General features: G+C 65.1%; 16 protein-coding genes and 4 pseudogenes. 10 read left to right on the top strand and 10 right to left on the bottom strand.

Features of this window, described 5'->3' with window-relative positions; all coding sequences use genetic code 11:
- Positions 1-7: 7 nt before the first annotated feature.
- From ALC15_RS31720 to ALC15_RS31740, 5 genes and pseudogenes are all read right to left on the bottom strand, one after another.
- Entirely contained in the window at positions 8-1,228 is a 1,221-nt protein-coding gene (locus ALC15_RS31720) for a substrate-binding protein (protein ID WP_050630694.1), read from the bottom strand.
- A complete protein-coding gene (locus tag ALC15_RS31725; RefSeq protein ID WP_244486340.1) occupies positions 1,218-2,117 on the bottom strand; it encodes a branched-chain amino acid ABC transporter permease in 900 nt (299 codons plus the stop codon). The genes ALC15_RS31720 and ALC15_RS31725 overlap by 11 nt, the downstream gene beginning before the upstream one ends.
- A gap of 8 nt (positions 2,118-2,125) precedes the next feature.
- The gene (locus tag ALC15_RS31730; RefSeq protein ID WP_050630695.1) at positions 2,126-3,640 is read right to left on the bottom strand and encodes an amidase; all 1,515 of its coding nucleotides are present in this window, start codon (positions 3,638-3,640) and stop codon (positions 2,126-2,128) included.
- A gap of 165 nt (positions 3,641-3,805) precedes the next feature.
- Positions 3,806-4,989 (bottom strand): annotated as a pseudogene (locus tag ALC15_RS31735) (substrate-binding domain-containing protein).
- 68 nt (positions 4,990-5,057) lie between these two features.
- Positions 5,058-6,239 (bottom strand): substrate-binding domain-containing protein, encoded by a 1,182-nt coding sequence (locus tag ALC15_RS31740; protein ID WP_050630696.1) that lies wholly within the window; start codon positions 6,237-6,239, stop codon positions 5,058-5,060.
- Between the two features lie 178 nt (positions 6,240-6,417).
- On the opposite strand from ALC15_RS31740, the gene ALC15_RS31745 reads away from it, so the two are divergent.
- Together ALC15_RS31745 and ALC15_RS31750 are read left to right on the top strand one after the other, a co-directional pair.
- Complete coding sequence (locus ALC15_RS31745) at positions 6,418-6,861, top strand: MarR family winged helix-turn-helix transcriptional regulator (protein WP_016847408.1); 444 nt, start codon at positions 6,418-6,420, stop codon at positions 6,859-6,861.
- 155 nt (positions 6,862-7,016) lie between these two features.
- Positions 7,017-7,451, top strand: a complete 435-nt coding sequence (locus tag ALC15_RS31750) for a VOC family protein (RefSeq protein WP_050423930.1) — start codon at positions 7,017-7,019, stop codon at positions 7,449-7,451.
- A gap of 55 nt (positions 7,452-7,506) precedes the next feature.
- Here ALC15_RS31750 and secA read toward each other — a convergent pair whose 3' ends face one another.
- A complete protein-coding gene (gene secA, locus ALC15_RS31755) occupies positions 7,507-10,371 on the bottom strand; it encodes a preprotein translocase subunit SecA (RefSeq protein ID WP_050630697.1) in 2,865 nt (954 codons plus the stop codon).
- Positions 10,372-10,750: 379 nt separating this feature from the next.
- On the opposite strand from secA, the gene ALC15_RS31760 reads away from it, so the two are divergent.
- Together ALC15_RS31760 and argJ are read left to right on the top strand one after the other, a co-directional pair.
- Complete coding sequence (locus tag ALC15_RS31760; protein ID WP_050630698.1) at positions 10,751-11,680, top strand: peptidylprolyl isomerase; 930 nt, start codon at positions 10,751-10,753, stop codon at positions 11,678-11,680.
- A gap of 374 nt (positions 11,681-12,054) precedes the next feature.
- Positions 12,055-13,295, top strand: a pseudogene (argJ, locus tag ALC15_RS31765) (bifunctional glutamate N-acetyltransferase/amino-acid acetyltransferase ArgJ).
- A 181-nt stretch (positions 13,296-13,476) separates the two neighbouring features.
- Here argJ and ALC15_RS31770 read toward each other — a convergent pair.
- Positions 13,477-14,826: a TadE/TadG family type IV pilus assembly protein gene (locus tag ALC15_RS31770; protein WP_050630699.1), complete on the bottom strand. Its 1,350-nt coding sequence runs from the start codon at positions 14,824-14,826 to the stop codon at positions 13,477-13,479.
- A gap of 164 nt (positions 14,827-14,990) precedes the next feature.
- Here ALC15_RS31770 and ALC15_RS31775 point away from each other — a divergent pair, with 164 nt between their 5' ends.
- Complete coding sequence (locus tag ALC15_RS31775; protein ID WP_050630700.1) at positions 14,991-15,401, top strand: (deoxy)nucleoside triphosphate pyrophosphohydrolase; 411 nt, start codon at positions 14,991-14,993, stop codon at positions 15,399-15,401.
- Between the two features lie 282 nt (positions 15,402-15,683).
- On the opposite strand, the gene ALC15_RS31780 is transcribed toward ALC15_RS31775, so the two are convergent.
- Entirely contained in the window at positions 15,684-16,526 is an 843-nt protein-coding gene (locus ALC15_RS31780) for a methyltransferase domain-containing protein (protein ID WP_050630701.1), read from the bottom strand.
- A gap of 78 nt (positions 16,527-16,604) precedes the next feature.
- Here ALC15_RS31780 and ALC15_RS42330 point away from each other — a divergent pair.
- The 5 genes and pseudogenes from ALC15_RS42330 (at position 16,605) to ALC15_RS31810 (ending at position 19,485) form a co-directional block, all read left to right on the top strand.
- Positions 16,605-17,413, top strand: a pseudogene (locus tag ALC15_RS42330) (ComF family protein).
- Between the two features lie 29 nt (positions 17,414-17,442).
- On the top strand, positions 17,443-17,715 hold the full coding sequence (grxC, locus tag ALC15_RS31795) for a glutaredoxin 3 (RefSeq protein WP_050630704.1): 273 nt from the start codon (positions 17,443-17,445) through the stop codon (positions 17,713-17,715).
- Complete coding sequence (locus tag ALC15_RS31800) at positions 17,715-18,593, top strand: carbon-nitrogen hydrolase family protein (RefSeq protein WP_050630705.1); 879 nt, start codon at positions 17,715-17,717, stop codon at positions 18,591-18,593. Before grxC ends, ALC15_RS31800 begins: the two co-directional genes overlap by 1 nt.
- The gene (locus ALC15_RS31805) at positions 18,590-19,060 is read left to right on the top strand and encodes a DUF1178 family protein (RefSeq protein WP_050630706.1); all 471 of its coding nucleotides are present in this window, start codon (positions 18,590-18,592) and stop codon (positions 19,058-19,060) included. The genes ALC15_RS31800 and ALC15_RS31805 overlap by 4 nt, the downstream gene beginning before the upstream one ends.
- Entirely contained in the window at positions 19,057-19,485 is a 429-nt protein-coding gene (locus ALC15_RS31810; RefSeq protein ID WP_050630707.1) for an EamA family transporter, read from the top strand. The genes ALC15_RS31805 and ALC15_RS31810 overlap by 4 nt, the downstream gene beginning before the upstream one ends.
- Positions 19,486-19,543: 58 nt before the next feature.
- On the opposite strand, the gene ALC15_RS31815 is transcribed toward ALC15_RS31810, so the two are convergent.
- Both ALC15_RS31815 and ubiG read right to left on the bottom strand, forming a co-directional pair.
- Complete coding sequence (locus ALC15_RS31815; RefSeq protein ID WP_050630708.1) at positions 19,544-20,443, bottom strand: DMT family transporter; 900 nt, start codon at positions 20,441-20,443, stop codon at positions 19,544-19,546.
- 322 nt (positions 20,444-20,765) lie between these two features.
- Positions 20,766-21,547 (bottom strand): annotated as a pseudogene (gene ubiG / locus ALC15_RS31820) (bifunctional 2-polyprenyl-6-hydroxyphenol methylase/3-demethylubiquinol 3-O-methyltransferase UbiG).
- Between the last annotated feature and the right edge of the window lie 2 nt (positions 21,548-21,549).

A 21,549-nucleotide genomic window follows, 5' to 3' on the forward strand; every position in this document is an offset into this window, starting at 1 on the left:
TGATCGCTCAGCACTCCTTGGGATCAACGAGACCGTCGCTGCGCGCCACGATCTCATAGTTCCCGCCTTTGGCAACAGCGGTGTACATCTTCATCTTGCAATGGCGCTTGCCCGGCACCATTTCGGCCGGTCCGCCCGGCCCTTCGGCGATCTTGGCATGGTCGAGCGCGGCCGCAACCGACTCGCGGTCGACCTTGCCGGCTTCCTTGACCGCGGCTTCCCACAGCTTGAGGCCGCGATAGGTTCCGGTGGCGGCGCTGCCGGCCGCGAACAGGAAATTGCCGGGGAAATCCTTCTCGTAAGCCGCCTGCAGCTTGGCGTCGAACGGATCTTCCTTGGTCAGCACCTTGAAATAGTCGAGGCAGCTCGCCAGCCCCTCGATCTCGTTGGCCTGATTGATGTTGAGCGTGTTCTCGTCATAGTAGACGCAGGCCAGCCGTCCGCCGTTCTTGAGGAAGCCCGCTTCATAGAGCTGCTTGAAGAACGGACCGACGCCCGGCGGGATCACGGTGTTGAAGACGACGTCGACCTTGTTGGAGATGACGCGGTTCACCGTGGCCGAGAAGTCGACCTGGTCGAGCGGGTAATACTCCTCGAACACGACCTCGCCGCCATTGTCCTCGATCACCTTGCGGGCGTAGACGTTGAGCGTGTGCGGCCAGACATAGTTGGCGCTCGGCAGCGCGAACTTCTTGCCGCCGTTCTTGATCAGCCAGGGAATGAAGGTGTCGCATTGCTGCGCCGGCGTCGGCCCGGTGCAGAACAGATACGGCGTGCACTCCTTGCCCTCGTAGAGCTGCGGATAGATGTAGAGCGTCTTGCCGCGCGCCACGATCGGATCCTTGATCGCGTTGCGCATCGAGGAGGTGATGCCGCCCAGCACCATGTCGACCTTGTCGCGCTGGATCAGCTTGCGGACATTTCCGACCGCGACCGATTCGTTCGAGGCGGTGTCCTCGATGTAGAGCTCGAGCGGCCGGCCGAGCAGGCCGCCGCCGGCGTTGATCTCCTTGATCACCATCTTGGCGACGTTGGCGTCGGCGTTGCCGGCATAGGCGATCGGGCCGGTCAGGTCGGTCGCGATGCCGACCTTGATCGGGCCCTCGGCGGCGTTGGCCCAATCGGGCCTGACGACCCAGCTGCCCACCCCGGTCGCGAGCGCGCCGGTCGCGAAGGCGAAATTGCCCATGAAGCGGCGGCGCGTCAGATTCATGCGTTCAATCGACATGGTGATTAGACCCCTTTCCCAGCAATGAGCCTTGCGGCCGGAATTTGATGAAGGCGATGGCGAGCACGAAGACGAGCACGTCGGCGACGACCGGCGACATGACCCATGGCAGCGCCGCGCTGAGCGTGCCGATCAGGCCGGCGCCGGCGACCGGGCCGATGAAGGAGCCGACCCCGCCGACCATCACGGCGACGAAGCCCTGGATCAGGAAACGGATGCCGAGATCGGCGAACAGGCTGAACACCGGCACGATCAAGGCGCCGGCAAGCCCGGCCAAGGCCGCGCCGAACGCAAAGGTCGCGCCGTAGATCAACGGCGTCGAGATGCCCGAGGCGCGCGCCAGCGCCGGGTTTTCCAGCGTGGCGCGGACCCGCAGCCCGAAAGAAGTGCGCGCCAGCAGCAGATAGCAGGCGCCCATCACCAAGAGCGTGATCACGATGATGGTGAAGCGCCAGGCCGAGATATGGACGGAGCCGAGGTCGATCGAACCGCCGATCGGCTCCGGCACGGTGAGATAGAAGCCGCCGATCAAACCGCGCACGCTTTCGCGGATGATCAGCCCCAGCGCATAGGTGCCGAGCATCGCCACGATCGGCGCGGCGTAGAAGCGCCGGATGATCAGCGCCTCCAGCACGAAGCCGAGCGCGCCGACCACGAAGGGCGCCGCGATCATGCCGGCCCAGACCGGCGCGCCATGGGCGTAGGCCAGATAGGTCACATAGGCGCCGAGCAGGACGAACTCGCCCTGCGCGAAGTTGAAGATGCCCATCATGCTGGCGATGATGCCGAGCCCGAGCACGACCAGCACGATGATCGCGCCGAAGCTCACGATCTCGAACACCGCGGCGAAGGTGCTAGCATGGTGTTCGATCCCTCCGGTCTGCGACAAGCGGCGCCTCACATCTTCTTCCAGTCGCCGGCCTGCTCGAAGGCGTGCGCGGCGCGGTAGATGGTGCTCTCCTCGAACATCCGGCCGACCAGCATCAGCCCGACCGGCAGGCCATCGACCATGCCGCAGGGCAGCGACATTGCCGGGTGATGGGTGATGTCGAACGGCGCGGTGTTGGAGATCATCTCGAGCGCGCGGGCGACATATTCCTCGCGGCTGGCATTGGCCTCGGGCAGTTTCGTCGCCTTCATCGGCGTGGTCGGCATCAGCAGCAGGTCGTAGTCCTTGAAGGCCTTGTCGTAGGCCGCGGCGAGCCTTCGGGAAATGTTGAGCGCCTTGCCGTAGAAGCGCGGGCCGAAGGTGTTGTTGATGTAGGTACCGAGCATCATGAACAGCTTGGTGGTCTCGGACAGCGAATCCGCCTGACGGCGCCAGCCGCGATGGAAATCCATCAGCGAGGTCGAATAGAGGTCGCCGCGGCTGAGGCCGTAGCCGTCGCCGAACATCATGGTCTGGGTCAGGCCTTCGGTGCCGATCGGCGTCCAGATCGCGCCGCCCGCCATGTGCATCGGGATCGAGACATTCTCGACCGACGCGCCGAGATCCTTGAAGCGCTTGGCCGCCTCGCGCACGCTTTCGTTCACCGCGGCTTCCGCGGTCGGCTGCTCAAAACCTTCCTTGAGGATGCCGATCTTCATGCCCTTGACGCCCTTGCCCAGCGCCTTGGTGTAGTCCTCGACCTTCGGCGCCTTGATGCGCGGATCGTAGCCGTCGTCGCCGGCCAGCACTTCGAGCAGCAGCGCATTGTCTTCCACCGACGCGGTCATCGGGCCGGTGTGGTCGACATAGATCTCGATCGGCATGATGCCGGTATAGGGCACGAGACCCCAGGTCGGCTTCATGCCGTAGGTGCCGCAGAACGAGGACGGCATGCGGATCGAGCCGCCCTGGTCGCCGCCGATCGCCATGTCGACCTCGCCGAGCGCGACCACGACCCCGGAGCCCGACGACGAGCCGCCGGCCGAATAGCCCATCTTGTGCGGATTGTGCACTGGACCGTAGGAGCCGGTATGGCTGCCGCCGGACAGGCAGAAGTGCTCGCAATGCACCTTGCCCTTGATCTCGGCGCCGGCATCCAGCATGCGGGTGACGATGGTGGCATCGAAGTCGGGCACAAAGCCTTCCAATGTCGACGAGCCGTTGGTCATCGGCACGCCGGCCAGCATGATGTTGTCCTTCAGCGCAACCGTCTTGCCCTTGAGCTTGCCGGAGGCCGCACCCTTCACCGTCGACTTGCGGTACCAGGCATTGTGCTTGTTCTCTTCCGGCGCCGGGCGATAGCCGGGCGTGCGCGGATATTTCACCTCGGGCAGTTCGTCCGGCAGCTGGGCGACAAGATTGTAGGCATCGACCGAGCCCTGCATCAGGCCGCGGAACGAGGCCACGTCCTCATCGGTGAGTGACAGGCCGCACTGCTCGGCGACGGCACGAAGTTGCGTTGGCGTGGGAAGGACGACGGTCACGGCGCTCTCCTGAAGCTTTTGATCCCTGGATGATCCCTCGGCACAGGGCCGGGCTGCGCGTTGACCCGCGCGAACCGCTCACCCCGTCGCTGTATTGAAAACGGAAATATTTTCCTTTTCAAGTATTTTTTCACAAACAGGTTCGCCAGACTGTCGCGTCCGGCCTCAGATCGCCTTGATCACCCTGAAGTCGAGGCCGTCGGCTTCGGCGAGATACATCGGCATCCTGGCGTGACCGCTGCGAACCGTGACCGGACCGCGCGGGCCGCGATAGACGAGGTTGTCGGCTGCCGCGAGCAGCGGCCGCATGTCCAGCGTGCCGGCGCGGTTGGCGGCGGCCTCGAGCAGGCAGAAGCTTCATAGGCGGACTCGCCGCACGACCCGATCGGCGGCGCGAACGGCCCGAACATCGCCCGATGGCGGTCCCTGAAATCGTCGCCGGCGTGCGAGCCGACACAGGGGAAATAGCCGGAGGCGCAGAACAGGTTCTCGGTCTTGTCGGCGCCGATGCCGAGCAGCGACGTTTCGTCGACGCAGCCGGCATAGCGCAGAATGGTGCGGGCGAGCCCGGCATCGGCGAAGGCGCGGTTGAAGGTCACGCTGTCGGTGCCGATCAGCGAGATCAGCACGACATCGGGCTTCGCCGCACGGATCCGCTCCAGCTGCGCCTCATGATCGTCCTCGCCGACCGGCACGAACTCCTCGCCGACCACCGTGCCGCCGGTCTCCTTGATGTAGCGCTTCACCGCGCGGTGCGATTGCCACGGCCAGACATAATCGCTGCCGATCAGGTACCAGCGCGCGGCGCGCTTGGTCTCGGCGAGCCAGTGGATCGATGGTCGGCTCTGCCAGCGCGGCGTCTCGCCGATCGCAATCACGCCCGGCGTCCGTTCGCCGCCCTCATAGACCGGCGTGTAGATGTAGGGGATCTTGCTGCGGGTGATGAGGTTACGCAGCGCGAGGCGCACCGCGCTGGTGTGCATGCCCATGATGAGATCGACCTCGTCGGACGCGATCGCCTGCTCGGCGCGGTCCAGAACTTCGTCGAGCGGTCCGCCGGCGTCGTAGACCTGGAACTCGATCTCGCGGCCGAGGATGCCGCCGCGCCGGTTGATCTCCGCGACGGCCAGTTGCGCGGTCGAGGTCGTGGCCGGCCCCCACATCCCGGGCGAACCGGAGCAACAGACGAAGCCCGCGACCCGCAGCCGGTTGCGCGCGCCGCGCGGACCGAACCCGCTGCGATCCATCGGCGCAAGCATGCGATCCGACGCCGCCGACGCCAGGTTCCTGAACAACAGGGACGGCGGGAACGGGAGATTTCTTGCCGTGACGTTGAGCGTCGAATGCACACCTGCTCCTGTCTGGCACCGCACCCTGGGGCAAGCGCGGCGTCGCCCACGCGGACGACGGTGCCAAGCTAGATCGTCTTGATCACATTGAAGTCGAGACCGTCGGCTTCGGCAAGATAGATCGGCATTTCGGCGCGGCCATCACGAATGGTGACCGTGCCGCGCGCACCGCTGTAGACGAGGTTGCGCGCCGCTGACGATAGCGGCCCCGTCGACAGCGAGCGGGCCCGGTTGGCCGCCGCTTCGAGGAAGCGCATCCCCTCATAGTTCGACTGCCCGACCGAACCGATCGGCGGCGCGTGCGCCCCGAACATCGCGCGGTAGCTGGTCTGGAACTCGTCATTGGCGCGCGAGTCGACGCAGCCGAAATAACCGGAGGCGCAGAACAGGTTCTCGGTCGCGTCCGGCCCGATGCCGAGCAGCACCGTCTCGTCCATCGCGCCCGCATAGCGCAGCGTGGTGGCGGCGAGGCCCGCCTCGGCGAAGGCGCGGTTGAAGGTGATGCTGTCGGTCCCGATCAGGGTGATCAGCACGACATCGGGCTTGGCGGCGCGAATTCGCGCCAGATGCGGCTCGTGATCGTCCTCGCCGAGCGGGACGAACTCCTCGCCGACCACCTGGCCGCCGGCCTCCTTGATGTAGCGCTTCACCGCGCGATGCGATTGCCAGGGCCAGACATAGTCGCTGCCGATCAGGTACCAGCGCTGCGCCTTCTTGACCTCGGTGAGCCAGTGGATCGCCGGCCGGCTCTCGGCCCGCGGCGTCTCGCCGATCGCCATCACGCCGGGGGTCCGCTCGCCGCCCTCATAGACCGGCGTGTAGACATAGGGGATGCGGCCGCTCGTGACCTTGCGCAGCGCAAGGCGCACCGCGGAGATATGCGAGCCCATGATCACGTCGATCTCGTCGTAGGCGATCGCCCGCTCGGCGCGGCGCACAACCTCTTCGATCGGCCCGCCGGCGTCGTACATCGACAGTTCGACCTCGCGGCCGCGAATGCCGCCACGCCGGTTGATCTCCGCAACCGCCAGCATGACGCTGTTGGCGGAGATCGGCCCCCAGATCCCGGGCGCGCCCGAGAAGGTGATGAAATTGCCGATCCGAAGCTTGCTGTCGGTGCCGCCACGGCGCGATGAGCCCGGCTTGACGGTCAAAGCGAGATCGGCCGCGCAGGACGACGGGCTTCGAAACAGGTGCGGCGGCGCGACGGGCAAACCGCCATACGCCTGGTAAGAGACCGTCGAGAGCACGCCAACTCCTGTCTGGGAAGCAATACGCAACGCAGCCAGCGGGCGGTCGCGGCATCCGCCCTTTGGTTGGGGGAATATCCTAGGGGAAAATATTGAATATTCAACAATTGAAGTGCATATAGAAACGGCATGCGTTGCCGGACATTCATTCACCGGGTCAGGAACCAGGTCTCACGCCGTGGCTAAACCGCCGAAAGAAAACTCCCCGATCACCGAACACCTCGCCTACCTGCTCGCGCAAGCCAACCGGGAGATCAACCGGCAGTTGGAGACGCGGCTGGCCAAGGAAGGCGTGCCGGTCGAGCAGTGGCGCATCCTTAAAGTGCTGTCCGACGGCAACGGCCATTCGATGGGCGAGCTCGCGGATGCTGTGCTGCTCAACCATCCGACGCTGACCAAGATGATCGACCGCATGGTGTCGGACGCGCTGGTCTACCGCGTGCAGGACCCCAAGGATCGCCGCAAGGTGCTGATGTTCGTCTCCGACCGCGGCAAGGCGCTGTGCCGCCGGCTCAACTCGCTGGCGGTGAGCCAGGAGGAGCACATCGTCGAGAGCTATGGCGACAAGTCGACCACAGAGCTCAAGCGCCTGCTGGAAAGCCTGATCGGCAGCGCCAACTAAGGCCGCGCCGGGCGGGCGCCGGCCCATCAAAAAAGACCAGCGGGGAATGTCGGGCCCGGGGCGTTCGGTGCGTCCTGTGGGCGCGCCTGCGGCGCAGCCTTCGCATGCCGTCGCGTAAGGTTCCCCGATCCACCATCAGCGAGGACATCCCCGTCATGACTTCGATCACGCCGTTCCTCTGGCTCGACAACAATGTCCGCGATGCCGTCGCGTTCTACAAATCGGTGTTCCCGAACGCCGAGATCGAGACCGTCAGCGACTTCATGGCGAGCTTCGAACTCGAGGGGCAGCGGTTCTACGCGCTCAATGGCGGGCCGCAGCACAAGTTCAACGAGGCGGTGTCGTTCTTCCTCAGCGTCGAGACCCAGGAGCAGGTCGACTACTTCTGGGGGAAGCTCACCGACGGCGGCCAGGAATCGCGCTGCGGCTGGCTCAAGGACCGCTTCGGCCTGTCCTGGCAGGTGATCCCGACCGCGCTGAGCCGCTACCTCGGCGATCCCGACCGCAAGGCCGCCGACCGCGTCATGCAGGCGATGTTGAAGATGCAGAAGATCGTGATCGCCGACCTCGACAGGGCCTACGCCGGGTGACGGCGAGGCGGCTGCGACGGGCGGGTCAGCCCGCCACGTCAGCCCTTGCGGCGGCTTAAGCGTATCTTCCGTGGCAGTGCTTGTACTTCTTGCCTGAGCCGCAGGGGCAATCCTCGTTGCGGCCGACCTTGCCCCAGCTGGCCGGATCGTTCGGATTGCGATCGACAGCGGACATGGCCGGCGCCAGCGAGGCCTGGGCGTAGGTCGCTTCCTGCAGGCTGGCGCGGGCGAACTCGTCCTCGCCGGTGTCGGGATCGAGCTTGTGCGCTTCCATCATCGGCAACGGCTGCGGCGGCTCGTCCGGCGGCACGATCTCGACCCGCATCAACTGCGCGGTGACCGCCTCGCGCAGATGCGCGCTCATCTCCTGGAAGAGATTGAAGGCTTCGGTCTTGTACTCCTGCAACGGATCGCGCTGGCCGTAGCCGCGCAGGCCGATCACCTGGCGCAGATGGTCGAGCATGATCAAATGCTCGCGCCAGAGATGGTCGAGCGTCTGCAGCAGGATGGTCTTCTCGACGTAGCGCATCACGTCGGGGCCCCATTGCGCGACCTTGGCCGCCATGCGCTCGTCGACGTGGTTCTCGATGCGGTTGAGCAGCTCCTCGTCGGCGATGCCTTCTTCCTTGGCCCATTCGTCGACCGGCAGGTCGACATCGAGCACGCGCTTCAGCTCTTCCTTGAGGCCCGCGGTGTCCCACTGCTCGGCATAGGCGTGCTCGGGGATGTGCTTGGCGACCACGTCCTCGACGAAGGCGTGGCGCATGTCGGTCACGGTCTCGACGACGCTGTCGTCCTTCATCAGGTCGACGCGCTGGTCGAAGATCACCTTGCGCTGGTCGTTCTGGACGTTGTCGAACTTGAGCAGGTTCTTGCGGATGTCGAAGTTGCGCGCCTCGACCTTCTGCTGGGCCTTCTCGAGCGCCTTGTTGATCCAGGGATGGATGATGGCCTCGCCTTCCTGGAGGCCGAGCCGCTGCAGCATGCTGTCGAGCCGGTCGGAGCCGAAGATGCGCATCAGGTCGTCTTCCAGCGACAGGAAGAACTTCGAGCGGCCGGGGTCGCCCTGACGGCCGGAACGGCCACGCAACTGGTTGTCGATGCGGCGGGACTCGTGGCGCTCGGAGCCGATGATGTAGAGGCCGCCCGGCTTCTTCACGGTCTTGGCCGGCTTGCTGCCCTTGGCGGGCTCGACCTCGAAATCCTCTTCCGCCTTCAGCACGATCTCGCGGAAGCGCTCGATGTCGGCCTTGATCTGCTCGATCTTCTTGGCTTTCTCGGCCTCGTCGGTGATGCCTGCGGTCTCCTGCTGGATCCGCATCTCGAGCGAGCCGCCGAGCTTGATGTCGGTGCCGCGGCCGGCCATGTTGGTCGCGATCGTGATCGCACCCGGCACGCCGGCTTCGGCGACGATATAGGCTTCCTGCTCATGGAAGCGGGCGTTCAGCACCGCGAACAGCTTTGCCGGCTTGCCCGCGCGCGCGGCGGCGTAGAGCTTCTCCATGCCGGATTCGGAGGTGAAGTCGATCTGCTTGTAGCCGTGCTTCTTGAGATAGTCGGCCAGCACTTCCGACTTCTCGATCGACGCCGTGCCGACCAGCACCGGCTGCAGCCGCTTGTTGGCGCGCTCGATCTCGGCGAGGATCGCGGCGTATTTCTCGTTCTGGGTGCGGTAGACCTCGTCGTCCTCGTCGAGACGCGCCACCGGCAGGTTGGTCGGGATCTCAACGACCTCGAGCTTGTAGATGTCGAACAGTTCGTCGGCTTCGGTCAGCGCCGTACCGGTCATGCCCGACAGCTTCTGGTACATCCGGAAATAGTTCTGGAAGGTGATCGAGGCCAGCGTCTGGTTCTCGGGCTGAACCGTGACGTGCTCCTTGGCTTCCAGCGCCTGGTGCAGGCCTTCCGAGTAGCGGCGGCCCTGCATCATGCGGCCGGTGAACTCGTCGATGATGACGACCTCGTCGTCGCGGACGATGTAGTCCTTGTCGCGGGTGAACAGCGTGTGTGCGCGCAGCGCCTGGTTGACGTGATGCACGACGGAGACGTTCTCGACGTCGTACAGCGAATCGCCCTTGAGCTGGCCGGCATCGCGCAGCAGGTTCTCGAGCTTCTCCATGCCGCCTTCGGTCAGCGTCACCGTGCGCTGCTTCTCGTCGACCTCGTAGTCGTCCTTCTTGACGAGCTTCGGCATGAAGGTGTCGATGGTGTTGTAGAAATCCGAACGGTCGTCGAGCGGGCCGGAGATGATCAGCGGCGTGCGCGCCTCGTCGATCAGGATCGAGTCGACTTCGTCGACGATCGCGTAGAAATGCTCGCGCTGGACCATGTCCTCCAGGCGGTACTTCATGTTGTCGCGCAGGTAGTCGAAGCCGTATTCGTTGTTGGTGCCGTAGGTGATGTCGCAGGCATAGGCCGCCTTGCGCTCGGCGTCGTCGAGGCCGTGCACGATCACGCCGGTGGTCAAGCCCAGGAAGGCATAGATCTGGCCCATCCAGCCGGAGTCGCGGCGGGCGAGGTAGTCGTTGACGGTGACGACGTGGACGCCCTTGCCGGCGAGCGCGTTGAGGTAGACCGCAAGGGTCGCGACCAGCGTCTTGCCTTCACCGGTCTTCATCTCGGCGATGTCGCCCTCGTGCAGCACCATGCCGCCGATCAGCTGGACGTCGAAATGGCGCTGGCCGAGCGTCCGCTTGGCCGCCTCGCGCACCGTGGCGAAGGCCGGGACCAGGATGTCGTCCAGCGTCTTGCCGCTGGCGAGCTGCTGCTTGAATTCGGCGGTGCGGGCCTTGAGCTCCTCGTCCGTCAGTTTGACGAGCTCGGGCTCCAGGGCGTTGATGGCGCTGACGCGGGACTGATACCCCTTGACCCGACGGTCGTTGGCGGAGCCGAAAAACTTGCGGGCGAGCGCGCCGATCATGCGAAATTCCTGTTCTTCGGTCTCGAGTTCGGTCTTGGTTCAGTCTTGAATTTCAGTCTTGGAATACAGCCTGAGATGGTCCGGCGGATCGCCTATCAACTCACCGTGACGCGCTACGGTTCGAGCCCCGACCCGGGGCTCCCTAGCCAATTGAGTGGGAAACGGGCCATCCTGGGTTCAACGGCGAAAAACGCAGCAAAATAAGCGCTCTCACCGCTGACACGGTCGGCCAGAGATATGGCCCGGTCGGGGGGTTGTCAACGCCGCCAAGATGTCAAGGAATTCATCATTTTGACAAGACTTTCGCGTTGCCAATGTAACACGATTGGGCGAGTGTCCGCCCCGCTCGAGCTTCCCCCCTTTAGACCAAGGATTTTGCATGACCACCTCGCCTCCGGAAACCAAAACCGGCCTGCGCCTCGGCCTCGCCACCCTGGCCGCCACGGGCTGTCTTGTCGCAGTGCTGGCTGCCGGCCTCCCGGTCCGCGCCGCGGAATCCGACCCGGTGCTGGCGAAGGTGAACGGTTCCGAGATCCATGCCAGCGACGTGGCGCTCGCCGAGGAGGAACTCGGCCCGAGCCTGCAGCAGATGGACCCCTCGACCCGCAAGGACAACGTGCTGTCCTTCCTGATCGACATGAAGATCGTGTCCAAGGCCGCCGAGGACAAGAAGATCGAGAACAATGATGACTTCAAGAAGCGGCTCGCCTTCACCCGCAACCGCCTGTTGATGGACAGCCTGCTTGCCAGCGAAGGCAAGGCCGCGACCACCGACGACGCCATGAAGAAGGTCTATGAAGAGGCCGCCAAGCAGATCACCGGCGAGCAGGAAGTGCGCGCCCGCCACATCCTGGTCGAGACCGAGGACGAGGCCAAGGCGATCAAGGCCGAGCTCGACAAGGGCGCCGACTTCGCCGAGCTCGCCAAGAAGAAGTCCAAGGACCCCGGCGCCTCCGACGGCGGCGACCTCGGCTTCTTCACCAAGGAGCAGATGGTGCCGGAATTCTCCGCGGTCGCCTTCACGCTCGAGCCGGGCAAGATCTCCGATCCGGTCAAGTCGCAGTTCGGCTGGCACATCATCAAGGTCGAGGAAAAGCGCAACCGCAAGGCGCCCGACTTCGAGCAGGTGAAGGCCCAGATCGAAACCTATGTGACCCGCAAAGCCCAGGCCGACTACGTCGCCAAGCTGCGCGAGGCCGCCAAGGTCGAGCGCATGGACAAGCCGGCCGCGGATGCGGCGGCACCGGCGGATGCCGCCAAGGACGCGCCGAAGCCGGCCGACAACAAGATGGCCCCGGCGAAGAAGTAAGCTTCGCGACACTGAACTGATCGAACTTGCGATGGCCGGGCATGTCCCGGCCATTTTGCTATTTGTCGGGCATCGCCACGGCCGCACCAGTACTGTCGTCCCTGCGAAAGCAGGGACCCATACGCCGCGGCCGGTGTTGTAGACCGGCCTCGTCGTTCCAGAACCCTGCAACAATCGACTTCGGTGGTTATGGGTCCCTGCTTTCGCAGGGACGACACCGAGGATGTCGGCCCGCTCATGACTCCTACAATCTATCCACCGGGCTTCGGGTTCTTTGAACGATTCATGACAGAGCGTTCGCGTCCGCGCCCTCTCCCGCTTCAGCCGGCGAGATGTTATGCAGCGCTTCCCTCCCCGTAGCCGGAAGCTTGCCGATGTCCACCGCCGTCTCCCCCCTCGCCCCGCCTGACATTCCCGAGATGCCCGTGATCGCGGGTGTGCGGCTTGCGACCGCTGCCGCCGGCATCCGCTACAAGGGCCGCACCGACGTGCTGCTCGCGCTGCTGGACAAGGGCACCACGGTCGCCGGCGTTTTCACCAAGTCGAAATGCCCGTCGGCGCCGGTCGAATGGTGCCGCGCCAAGCTGAAGGGCGGGGCTGCGCGCGCGCTGGTGGTCAATTCCGGCAACGCCAACGCCTTCACCGGCAAGACCGGCAAGACGTCCACCGCGCTGACCGCGCAGATCGCAGCGAAGGCGGTTGGCTGCTCGACCTCGGACGTGTTCCTCGCCTCCACCGGCGTGATCGGCGAGCCGCTCGATGCCACCAAGTTCGACGGCGTGCTGGCGCAGCTCGCCGAGACCGCGACCCCCGACCTCTGGATGGACGCCGCCAAGGCGATCATGACCACCGACACCTTCCCGAAGGTCGCCACCGCGACCGTCAAGCTCGGCAAGGCCAAGGTGACGATCAACGGCATGGCCAAGGGCGCCGCATGATCATGCCCGACATGGCGACCATGCTGTCCTTCATCTTCACCGACGCGCCGCTGTCGGCCGGAGTGCTGCAATCGCTGCTCAAGGCCGGCGTCGAGGACACCTTCAATGCGCTGACCATCGACGGCGACACCTCGACCTCGGATACGCTGCTCGCCTTTGCAACCGGCGCTGCGGCCGCCAACGGCGCGCCGAAGATCTCGCGCGCCAGCGATCCGCGCCTGAAGGCCTTCACCAAGGCTTTCCAGAAGATCCTCGCCGACCTCTCCGAGCAGGTGGCGCGCGACGGCGAAGGCGCGCGCAAGCTGGTCGAGGTCGTGGTCGAGGGCGCGACCACCAAGCCGTCGGCGCGCAAGATCGCAATGTCGATCGCCAATTCGCCGCTGGTGAAGACCGCGATCGCCGGCGAGGACGCCAATTGGGGCCGCGTTGTGATGGCGGTCGGCAAGGCCGGCGAACCCGCCAACCGCGACAAGCTCTCGATCTCTTTCAACGGCATCCGCGTCGCCAAGAGCGGCGCGCGCGATCCGTCCTACAACGAGAAGGAGGTGTCGGAGGCGATGAAGGCGCCGAAGATCCAGATCAAGGTCGCGCTCGGTCTCGGCAAGGCGAAAGACCGCGTGCTGACCTGCGATCTCACCAAGGAATACGTCGCGATCAACGGCGATTACCGGTCGTAACGGTTGCCGTCATTGCGACGAGCACAGCTCGCCATTCCGTCATCCTGAGGAGCACATAGCGCGTCTCGAAGGATGCACGGCGCCGATGCCGCCTCGTGGAGAGAGCTGGGCCGTCGCCCCTTCGAGACGGCCGCGCTGCGGCCTCCTCAGGGTGACGGGGAAAGAGCCGTGAGGCGTCGACCTAACTGCTGATCCGCGCGTCGGCGACCGCCTTCTTGAACAGCGCGTTCATCGCGTCCGCGATGCCCTGGGTCGGGCTGACCTCGAAATAGAAGCCCGGCGACGCACAGGCCTGCATGTTCTGCGCGATCTGGCTGTTCGGCGACGGGCCGAACGGACCCTGGTTCAACGGATCGATCCAGGTCATGTACCAGTTGTTGGTCGGCAGTTGCAGATAGGTGGTGTAGAGCACCGCGATCTTGATGCCGCGGTTCTTGATTGCGGTGCAGAGCGCCGGGTTGATCGGCGACTGGCAGCGATTGCTGCCGCTGATCGGCTTCAGGCAGCTTGAATTGGGCTCATCGGCCACGCCGTCGGAAACGAAGAACAGATATTTGAGCGGCGCCGACGACGTGCCGGCGCCCGGGTTTGCGATCGCATTGTTGATCTGCGGAAAGATCGCGGTGAACTGGCTGTCCTTGTCCGCGGTATAGGAATCGTTGTTGCCGTAAACGCCCATCAGATCGATGTTGCCCGCCGCCGACTTTGCACTCGACAGGCTGGACGACAGCGAAAACAGGCTCCGCAGGCCATAGGTCGCCGAGGACGCGCCGAAGTCATAGATCGCCATCCGGAACTGGCTCGAATAGGTCTGGGTCGCCGACGCGGTATCCATCAATTGCTGGGTCGCACTGCGAAGCACGTCGATCCGCGTCGTCACGCCAAGCGATTTCGCCAGATTGTAGTAGTTGTTGGGATCATTGTAGTCGTGGCAGGCGAAGGCGCATTGGTCGTTCGGCTTGAAGCTGTTGCCGGTGGTGGCCTTGACCAGGGCGTCGACGTCCGTCGGCGTGGCGCCAACCCCCATCGACGGCGAATTGTCCAGCAGCAGATAGAAATCGATATAGAGCGGCATGTTCGCGGTCGAGGTCGACGTGCCGGACACGCTCACCTTGCTCCGCCCCATCACGCCGAGGAACATGGTCGGGACGTCGGCGGAGAACTGCACCGTCGAGGTGATGGTGCCGCCGCTCTTGGTCATGGTCGGCGTCACGCCGGTCAGCGTGAAGCCGTTCTGGTTGGAGATGTTGCCGTTGAAGATCTTCCTCGCATCGGCTTCGCCTGCCGAAATCTCACCGTCCGAGGTCATGGCGCCGGCGGCGATGAAGCCGGGCGATGCCTTGGCGACCGATCCGACGCTCGCAGCATCGGCGGCGGATATCAGCTTGCTGCGGATCTGGTTGGCGCGGGAATAGTCGACCGCGCATCCGACTGCGATGAGGAGCGGCAGCAGGGCCAGACCAAAGATCATCGCGATATTGCCGGAGCTATCGCGGCGGAAACGGCTGATGGTCCGGATCAAGGTGCTCATGGCTTATGTCGACAAAGAAAATGATGGGTCGATCAACTCCTTCACCCTGCCGGTAGCGAATTAAGGCCGGCTTATCGCGGATGAAGAAAAGGCCAGCGAACACAAATCGTTTGGCTGACGCCGCGGAGCTGGTTAATGAAAGCTTGAAAATTGGAAGGGGCCGCATGGCTGACATCAAGCTGACCCTCGTCGTCGCCTGCGCTTTGGTCGACGCCGACAAACGCGTGCTGCTGGCGCAGCGCCCCGAGGGCAAGGCGCTGGCGGGCCTGTGGGAATTCCCCGGCGGCAAGATCGAGCCCGGCGAGCGGCCGGAGCAGACCCTGATCCGCGAGCTGCACGAGGAGATCGGCATCACCGTGAGCGAGCCGTGCCTCGCGCCGCTGACCTTCGCCAGCCACGCCTACGAGACCTTCCATCTCCTGATGCCGCTCTACATCTGCCGGCGCTGGGAGGGCATGGCGGTGGCGCGCGAGGGCCAGAACCTCGCCTGGGTGCGCGCCGGCAAGCTGCGCGACTACCCGATGCCGCCGGCGGACATCCCGCTGCTGCCGCATCTGATGGATCTGCTGCTGTGATCTTCTTTGCCTCTCTCGCTCGCGGGGGAGGCGCGTTGCCAAAATATCGAAAACAACCCCATGCAAAGCAGCCTCCGCTGCCGGTGTTCGGCATGGCGACTTGACACGTCGGGCAACTCACCGGCATAATTCCATTATTCCGAAATCGTGCAAGCAGCCGTCGCCCGCCTTGTGAGAGAGGTTGGATGGCATCGACGACGGCGATCGACCGTAAGGGACACACGGTGGATGGCTCCCTCCCCCTTGCGGGGGGGAGCCATGCATCGGTGCCGCCCTAACAGCTCAACGCTTCGCACCCTTCACTGCGGCCTCCAGACTCGCCTTCGCCGAGCCGGGCTTGAGCGGCTTTTGCTGGCTGTCATGCGGCGCCCAGCCGGACAGCCAGACGATATCGAAGGTGGCGCGGATGCGGCCGTCAGGATCGGCGAAGCGCTCGCCGTAGATCTGCGCCATGCGCAGCATGGTGGCGCGGCGGGTCGGGGTGTGACGGCGCTCGCGCAACACGTTGGTCGCGCCCATGCGCCTGAGATCGGCCATCAGCGCGAACGCGCTCGCATAGCGCACCACGACGCGGTCGACATCGGTCACCGGCAACGCAAAGCCGGCCCGCTGCAACAGCGCTCCGATGTCGCGCAGATCGGCGAACGGCGCGACCCGCGGCGACACCCCGCCCTCGCACTCCGCCTCCGCTGCGGCAAAGCTCTGCCTGAGCTCGGTGAGCGTATCGCCGCCGAGCATCGCGGCAAGCAGCAGGCCATCCGGCTTCAGCGCGCGGCGAAGCTGTGCCAGCACGCCGGGCAGATCGTTGACGAACTGGAAGGCCAGCGCGGAGACGACGAGATCGCGCGATTCCGGCGGCAGACCGAGCGCTTCCACCTCGCTGAAGCCGATCGGATCGACCGATCCGACATGCCCGCGCAGGGCGTCCGCGAGCCCGTCACCCGGCGTCCAGACATCAGCCGCCGCCGAAAAGCTCCGCGATACCGCCTGCAAACGGTCCGCCATGTCCTCCGCGGCGCGCTCGAGCAGGAACGTCGCGGCTCCCTCGCGCCGGGCACGCGTCAGCCGCGCGGCGAGCAATGCGCGATCGAACAGGATGGGGGCTGAGGCCGGGTTCGGTGCCATGCCGGCTGGTTACGCCGGACCGCCGCCGCAGGCAATGCGCCTTGAGCCCGCGTTGCCTAAACGCTAGCCTCGCCCGCCATGGACGCTGAGGTCTCACCGACACGCTCCCTTTCCGGTCACTTGCAGCGCGCGCTTGGCGCGGTAGGGAGCGCGTGGCTGCGCACTACGCGGCTGGCGCTCGACATCGCGCTGCCGACGCTGTGCGTGTCCTGCCGCGAGCCGGTCCATGGCGAGGGCGTCTGCGCGGCCTGCTGGGCCAAATTGTCGTTCATCGCGCCGCCGTTCTGCCCGCGGCTCGGCATTCCCTTTGTCTACGATCCCGGACCCGAATTGCTGTCGATGGAGGCGATCGCCAATCCGCCGGCCTACCAGCGCGCTCGCGCCGCGGTGCGCTATGACGATGTCGCCCGCACCCTGGTGCATGCATTAAAATACCAGGATCGCACCGATCTGGCGCCGACAATGGGTCGCTGGATGGCGCGGGCGGGGAAGGAATTGCTCTCCGAGGCCGACATGCTGGTTCCGGTTCCGCTGCACTGGCGGCGCGGCTGGAGTCGGCGCTACAACCAGTCCGGCGCGCTCGCCAAGGTGATCGCGCGCCACAGCGGCGTCAAAATGGTCTCCGAGGCGTTGCGCCGCACCCGCGCCACCGAGCAGCAGATCGGGCTGTCGCGCAAGGACCGCGCCAGCAATGTGCAGGGCGCATTCGGGGTCGCTGAGGAACGCAAGGCTGACATCCAGGGCCGCCGCGTGATCCTGGTCGACGACGTCCTGACCTCGGGCGCGACAGTGGATGCCTGCGCACGGGCGCTGCTGCGGGCCAAGGCGCGCAAGTCGACGTGCTGGTGTTCGCCCGGGTTGTCGATACCCACCGTGCTCCCATATAATCTGACATTCAGGTTCAACCGAGCACACCATGACCGCTGCCATCGAAATCTACACCCGCCCGGGCTGCGGTTATTGCACCGCGGCCAAATCGCTTTTGACGCGCAAGAACGCTGCGTTCACCGAATTGAACGTTGCCAGCAACCCGGCCTATCGCGACGAGATGTACGATCGCGCCGGCGCCGGCTCGACCTTCCCGCAGATCTTCATCGGCAAGACCCATGTCGGCGGCTGCGACGAGCTCTACGCGCTCGACCGCGAGGGCAAGCTCGACGGCCTGCTGAGCAACGGAGGCGGCGCCTGATGAGCACGGACAACATTTTCACCGCCGCCATGGTTCAGATGCGCACCGGATTGCTGCCCGAGCCGAGCCTCGAGCAGGGCACGCGGCTGATCCGCGAGGCGGCGGCGCAGGGCGCCAAATACGTGCTGACCCCCGAGGTCAGCAACATGATGCAGCTGAACCGCAAGGCGCTGTTCGAGCATTTGGCGAGCGAAGAGGACGACAAGTCGCTGAAGGCGTACCGCGCGCTGGCCGCGGAATTGAAAATCCATCTGCATGTCGGCTCGCTGGCGTTGCGCTACTCGTCAGAGAAGGCGGTCAACCGCTCGTTCCTGATCGGGCCCGAGGGCAATGTGCTCGCGAGCTACGACAAGATCCACATGTTCGACATCGATCTGCCGGGCGGCGAGAGCTATCGCGAGTCGGCCAACTATCAGCCCGGCGAGACCGCCGTGATCTCCGACCTGCCCTGGGGCCGGATCGGCCTCACGATCTGCTACGACGTGCGCTTCCCGGCGCTCTATCGCGCCCTTGCGGAAGCCGGCGCGTCGTTCCTCACCGTGCCCTCGGCCTTCACCCGCAAGACCGGCGAAGCGCATTGGCACACCCTGCTGCGCGCCCGCGCCATCGAGACCGGCTGCTTCGTGTTCGCCGCGGCGCAGGCCGGCCTGCATGAGAACAAGCGCGAGACCTTCGGGCATTCGCTGATCATCGACCCCTGGGGCGAGATCCTTGCCGAGGGCGGTGTCGAGCCGGGCGTGTTCCTCGCCGAGATCGATCCCGGCAAGGTCGAGACCGCGCGCAAGACCATTCCCTCGCTGCAGCATGGCAGGCGCTTCGGCATCGCCGACCCCAAGGCCGGCCCGGAGCATCTGCACCTCGTCCGGGGTTCGGCATGATCCGCTACACGCTGCGCTGCGAGCGGGGTCATCAGTTCGAGAGCTGGTTCCAGAGCTCCTCGGCCTATGAATCGCAGGAGCGCCGTCACCTGATCAATTGCCCGTCCTGCAGCTCCGACAAGATTGAGCGCGCGATCATGGCGCCGCGGGTTGTCAGCAAGAAAGGCCGCGAACCGGCCCAACCCGCGCCGGCCGCGCCCGTCGAGGCGGCCGCCAATGAACCGACGTCGCTGATGATGGCGCAGGAACGCGAGCTGCGCAGCAAGCTGAAGGAATTGCGCGACCACATCGTGAAGAACGCCGACAATGTCGGCGACCGCTTCCCCAACGAGGCGCGCAAGATGCATTACGGCGATATCGAGCACCGGCCGATCTATGGCGAGGCCTCGCCCGAGGAAGCGCGCGCGCTGATCGACGAAGGCGTCGAGGTCTCGCCGCTGCCGACGCTGCCGGAAGACCGGAATTGACCTCGACCTGGCAGGTCTGGGCGTTTCTTTCCGCCGTATTCGCCGCTCTGACCGCGATCTTCGCCAAGGTCGGCGTCGAGGGCATCAACTCCGATCTCGCCACCCTGATCCGCACCGTGGTCGTGCTGATCACGCTGTCGGCAATCCTGTTCGCGACCGGGCAGTTCACCCACGCCGGGCCGATCTCGGCCAGGAGCTGGCTGTTCCTGCTGCTGTCCGGGCTCGGCACCGGCGCGTCATGGATCTGCTATTTCCGCGCACTCAAGCTCGGCCCCGCCACGCTGGTCGCCCCGATCGACAAGCTCAGCGTGGTGCTGGTGGCGCTGTTTGGCGCCGTCTTCCTCGGTGAGCGCCCCTCGGCCTATGGCTGGATCGGGATCGCGCTGATCTCGGCGGGCGCGGTGCTGATTGCTGTAAAAGGCTAAGGCGTTTTCAAGCGAAGTGGGCACCGGTTCGCGTGAAGAGAACACGTCGAACAAGAGCCTACGCGGCGATCAACAGCGCGACGCCGATCACGATCAGGACGATGCCGAACACCTCGCGCAGCGAGAACGGCTGCTTGAGCGAGAAATACGCCACGCCCTGCGCGAACAGCACCTCGATCAGCGCCAGCGTGCGCACATTGGCGGCGGCAGTGAGCGCAAACGCCAGGAACCAGAACTGCGACGAGAACGCGCCCATGAAGCCCGCGAACATCGAGGGCCGCCACAGGCCGAGAATCTTCCGCAACACGTCGGGAGCGCGCAGCAACAGATAGACCGACAGGATCAGCGTCTGGACGAACAGGCTCCACATCAGCGTGTAGGAAGCCGCCGTCACGAACGTGACGCCCGGCACCGCGATGATGGCGCCGCGAAAGCTCACCGCCGAGATCGCGAACACAGCGGCGGCACCAAGGCCGAGCACGGTCGGGCGCAGATCGGCAAAGCTTTTTTGCCCGCCGGGCCTGAGCGCGGTGACGACGACGCCGACGGTCGCGATCATGATCGCGATGACCTTGGCCGACGTCAGATGGTCGCCGAGGAAGATGAAGCCGAAGATCGCGGTCTGGATCGCCTCGGTCTTCATATAGGCGGTGGTCACCACGAAGGAGCGGTCGTTCATCGCCAGCAGCATGAAGCCGGTGCCGACGATCTGGCTGAGCGCGCCCGACAACAGCCACGGCCAGAACGCGGCCATCGGCCACGGCACAGGGTCGCCGGTCACGATGATCGCGAGCAGAAAGAACACCACCGAGAACGGCAGGCCGAACAGGAAGCGGATATTGGTCGCGCCCCAGGTCCCGAGCGGCCCGGTGAGCTGCCGCTGCATCGCATTGCGCGCCACCTGCCCGAACGCAGCGACGATCGTGAAGGGAATCCAGAGCGAGGAGAGCGTGAACATGCGGGCTAAGGGGTGTGCCGGGCGGGAGTACGCGCGCAGCGTGCCCGGCAGGAGGTATACGGTCAACCTAGACAGTGCATGACTGACTTGCGATCGCGCCACCAACTCGATGTCGTCCCTGCGAAAGCAGGGACTCATAACCACAGGGAGAGGTTTGGGGCATCATGGTCCAACGGACCATGAGACGCCCATCAGGTCTGACGAGATCTGCAGCAGACACGCCCCGAACCCAGATCGCGCTCAACAACATCGGCCGGTGGCTATGGGTCCTGCTTTCGCAGGGACGACACCTATCGTATGGCCACAAGGTCGGGGGCAGACCTCACACCTCTTCCGCCACCACCATGTAGTTCACGTCCATGTCGGTCGAGACGGTCCATTTGTCGGCGAGCGGGTTGTAGACCACGCCGGCCTGTTCGGTGACGGTGAGGTTGACGTCGCGAGATAGCGTTCGAGCTCGGCGGGGGTGACGAACTTGCTCCAGTCGTGGGTGCCGCGCGGCAGCCAGCGCAGCACGTATTCGGCGCCGACGATCGCCAGCGCAAAGCTCTTCCAGTTGCGGTTCAACGTCGAGACCACCATCAGCCCGCCGGGCTTGAGCATGACGGCGCAGCGCTTGATGAAGGCGCCGACGTCGTTGACGTGCTCGACCACCTCCATCGCCAGCACGATGTCGAAGCGCTCGCGCGCGTCCATATCCTCCACCGTGGTGCAGCGGTAATCGATCGACAGATGCCCCTTGTCGGCGTGCAGCTTTGCCGCGGCAATGTTGGTGGTGGACGGATCGATCCCGATCACCTGGGCGCCGAGCCGCGTGAACGGCTCGCACAACAGGCCGGCGCCGCAGCCGATGTCGAGCAGGCGAAGGCCGGACAGGCAGCTCAGGCTCTTGGCGTTGCGCTCGAACTTGCGGCAGGCGGCGTCGCGGATGTAGGTCAGGCGCAGCGGATTGATCTTGTGCAGCGGCGCCATCTTGCCGCGCGGATCCCACCATTCATCCGACAGTTTCGAGAACTTCGCGACCTCGGCCGGATCGACCGAACCGGAGGAGGCATTGGCGGAGGAACTGGCGGAGGAACTGGAAAGAGTTGTTTGCGGTGCCATGA

Source organism: Bradyrhizobium viridifuturi, from assembly GCF_001238275.1.
Taxonomy (GTDB): domain Bacteria; phylum Pseudomonadota; class Alphaproteobacteria; order Rhizobiales; family Xanthobacteraceae; genus Bradyrhizobium; species Bradyrhizobium viridifuturi.

What these genes read in the sequence shown, in the direction of transcription:
- ALC15_RS31770 (WP_050630699.1), bottom strand. Translation starts at nt 14,826, where the DNA reads ATGAGCACCTTGATCCGGACCATCAGCCGTTTCCGCCGCGATAGCTCC.
- grxC (WP_050630704.1), top strand. Translation starts at nt 17,443, where the DNA reads ATGACCGCTGCCATCGAAATCTACACCCGCCCGGGCTGCGGTTATTGC.
- secA (WP_050630697.1), bottom strand. Translation starts at nt 10,371, where the DNA reads ATGATCGGCGCGCTCGCCCGCAAGTTTTTCGGCTCCGCCAACGACCGT.
- ALC15_RS31775 (WP_050630700.1), top strand. Translation starts at nt 14,991, where the DNA reads ATGGCTGACATCAAGCTGACCCTCGTCGTCGCCTGCGCTTTGGTCGAC.
- ALC15_RS31750 (WP_050423930.1), top strand. Translation starts at nt 7,017, where the DNA reads ATGACTTCGATCACGCCGTTCCTCTGGCTCGACAACAATGTCCGCGAT.
- ALC15_RS31805 (WP_050630706.1), top strand. Translation starts at nt 18,590, where the DNA reads ATGATCCGCTACACGCTGCGCTGCGAGCGGGGTCATCAGTTCGAGAGC.
- ALC15_RS31815 (WP_050630708.1), bottom strand. Translation starts at nt 20,443, where the DNA reads ATGTTCACGCTCTCCTCGCTCTGGATTCCCTTCACGATCGTCGCTGCG.
- ALC15_RS31760 (WP_050630698.1), top strand. Translation starts at nt 10,751, where the DNA reads ATGACCACCTCGCCTCCGGAAACCAAAACCGGCCTGCGCCTCGGCCTC.
- ALC15_RS31780 (WP_050630701.1), bottom strand. Translation starts at nt 16,526, where the DNA reads ATGGCACCGAACCCGGCCTCAGCCCCCATCCTGTTCGATCGCGCATTG.
- ALC15_RS31720 (WP_050630694.1), bottom strand. Translation starts at nt 1,228, where the DNA reads ATGTCGATTGAACGCATGAATCTGACGCGCCGCCGCTTCATGGGCAAT.
- ALC15_RS31800 (WP_050630705.1), top strand. Translation starts at nt 17,715, where the DNA reads ATGAGCACGGACAACATTTTCACCGCCGCCATGGTTCAGATGCGCACC.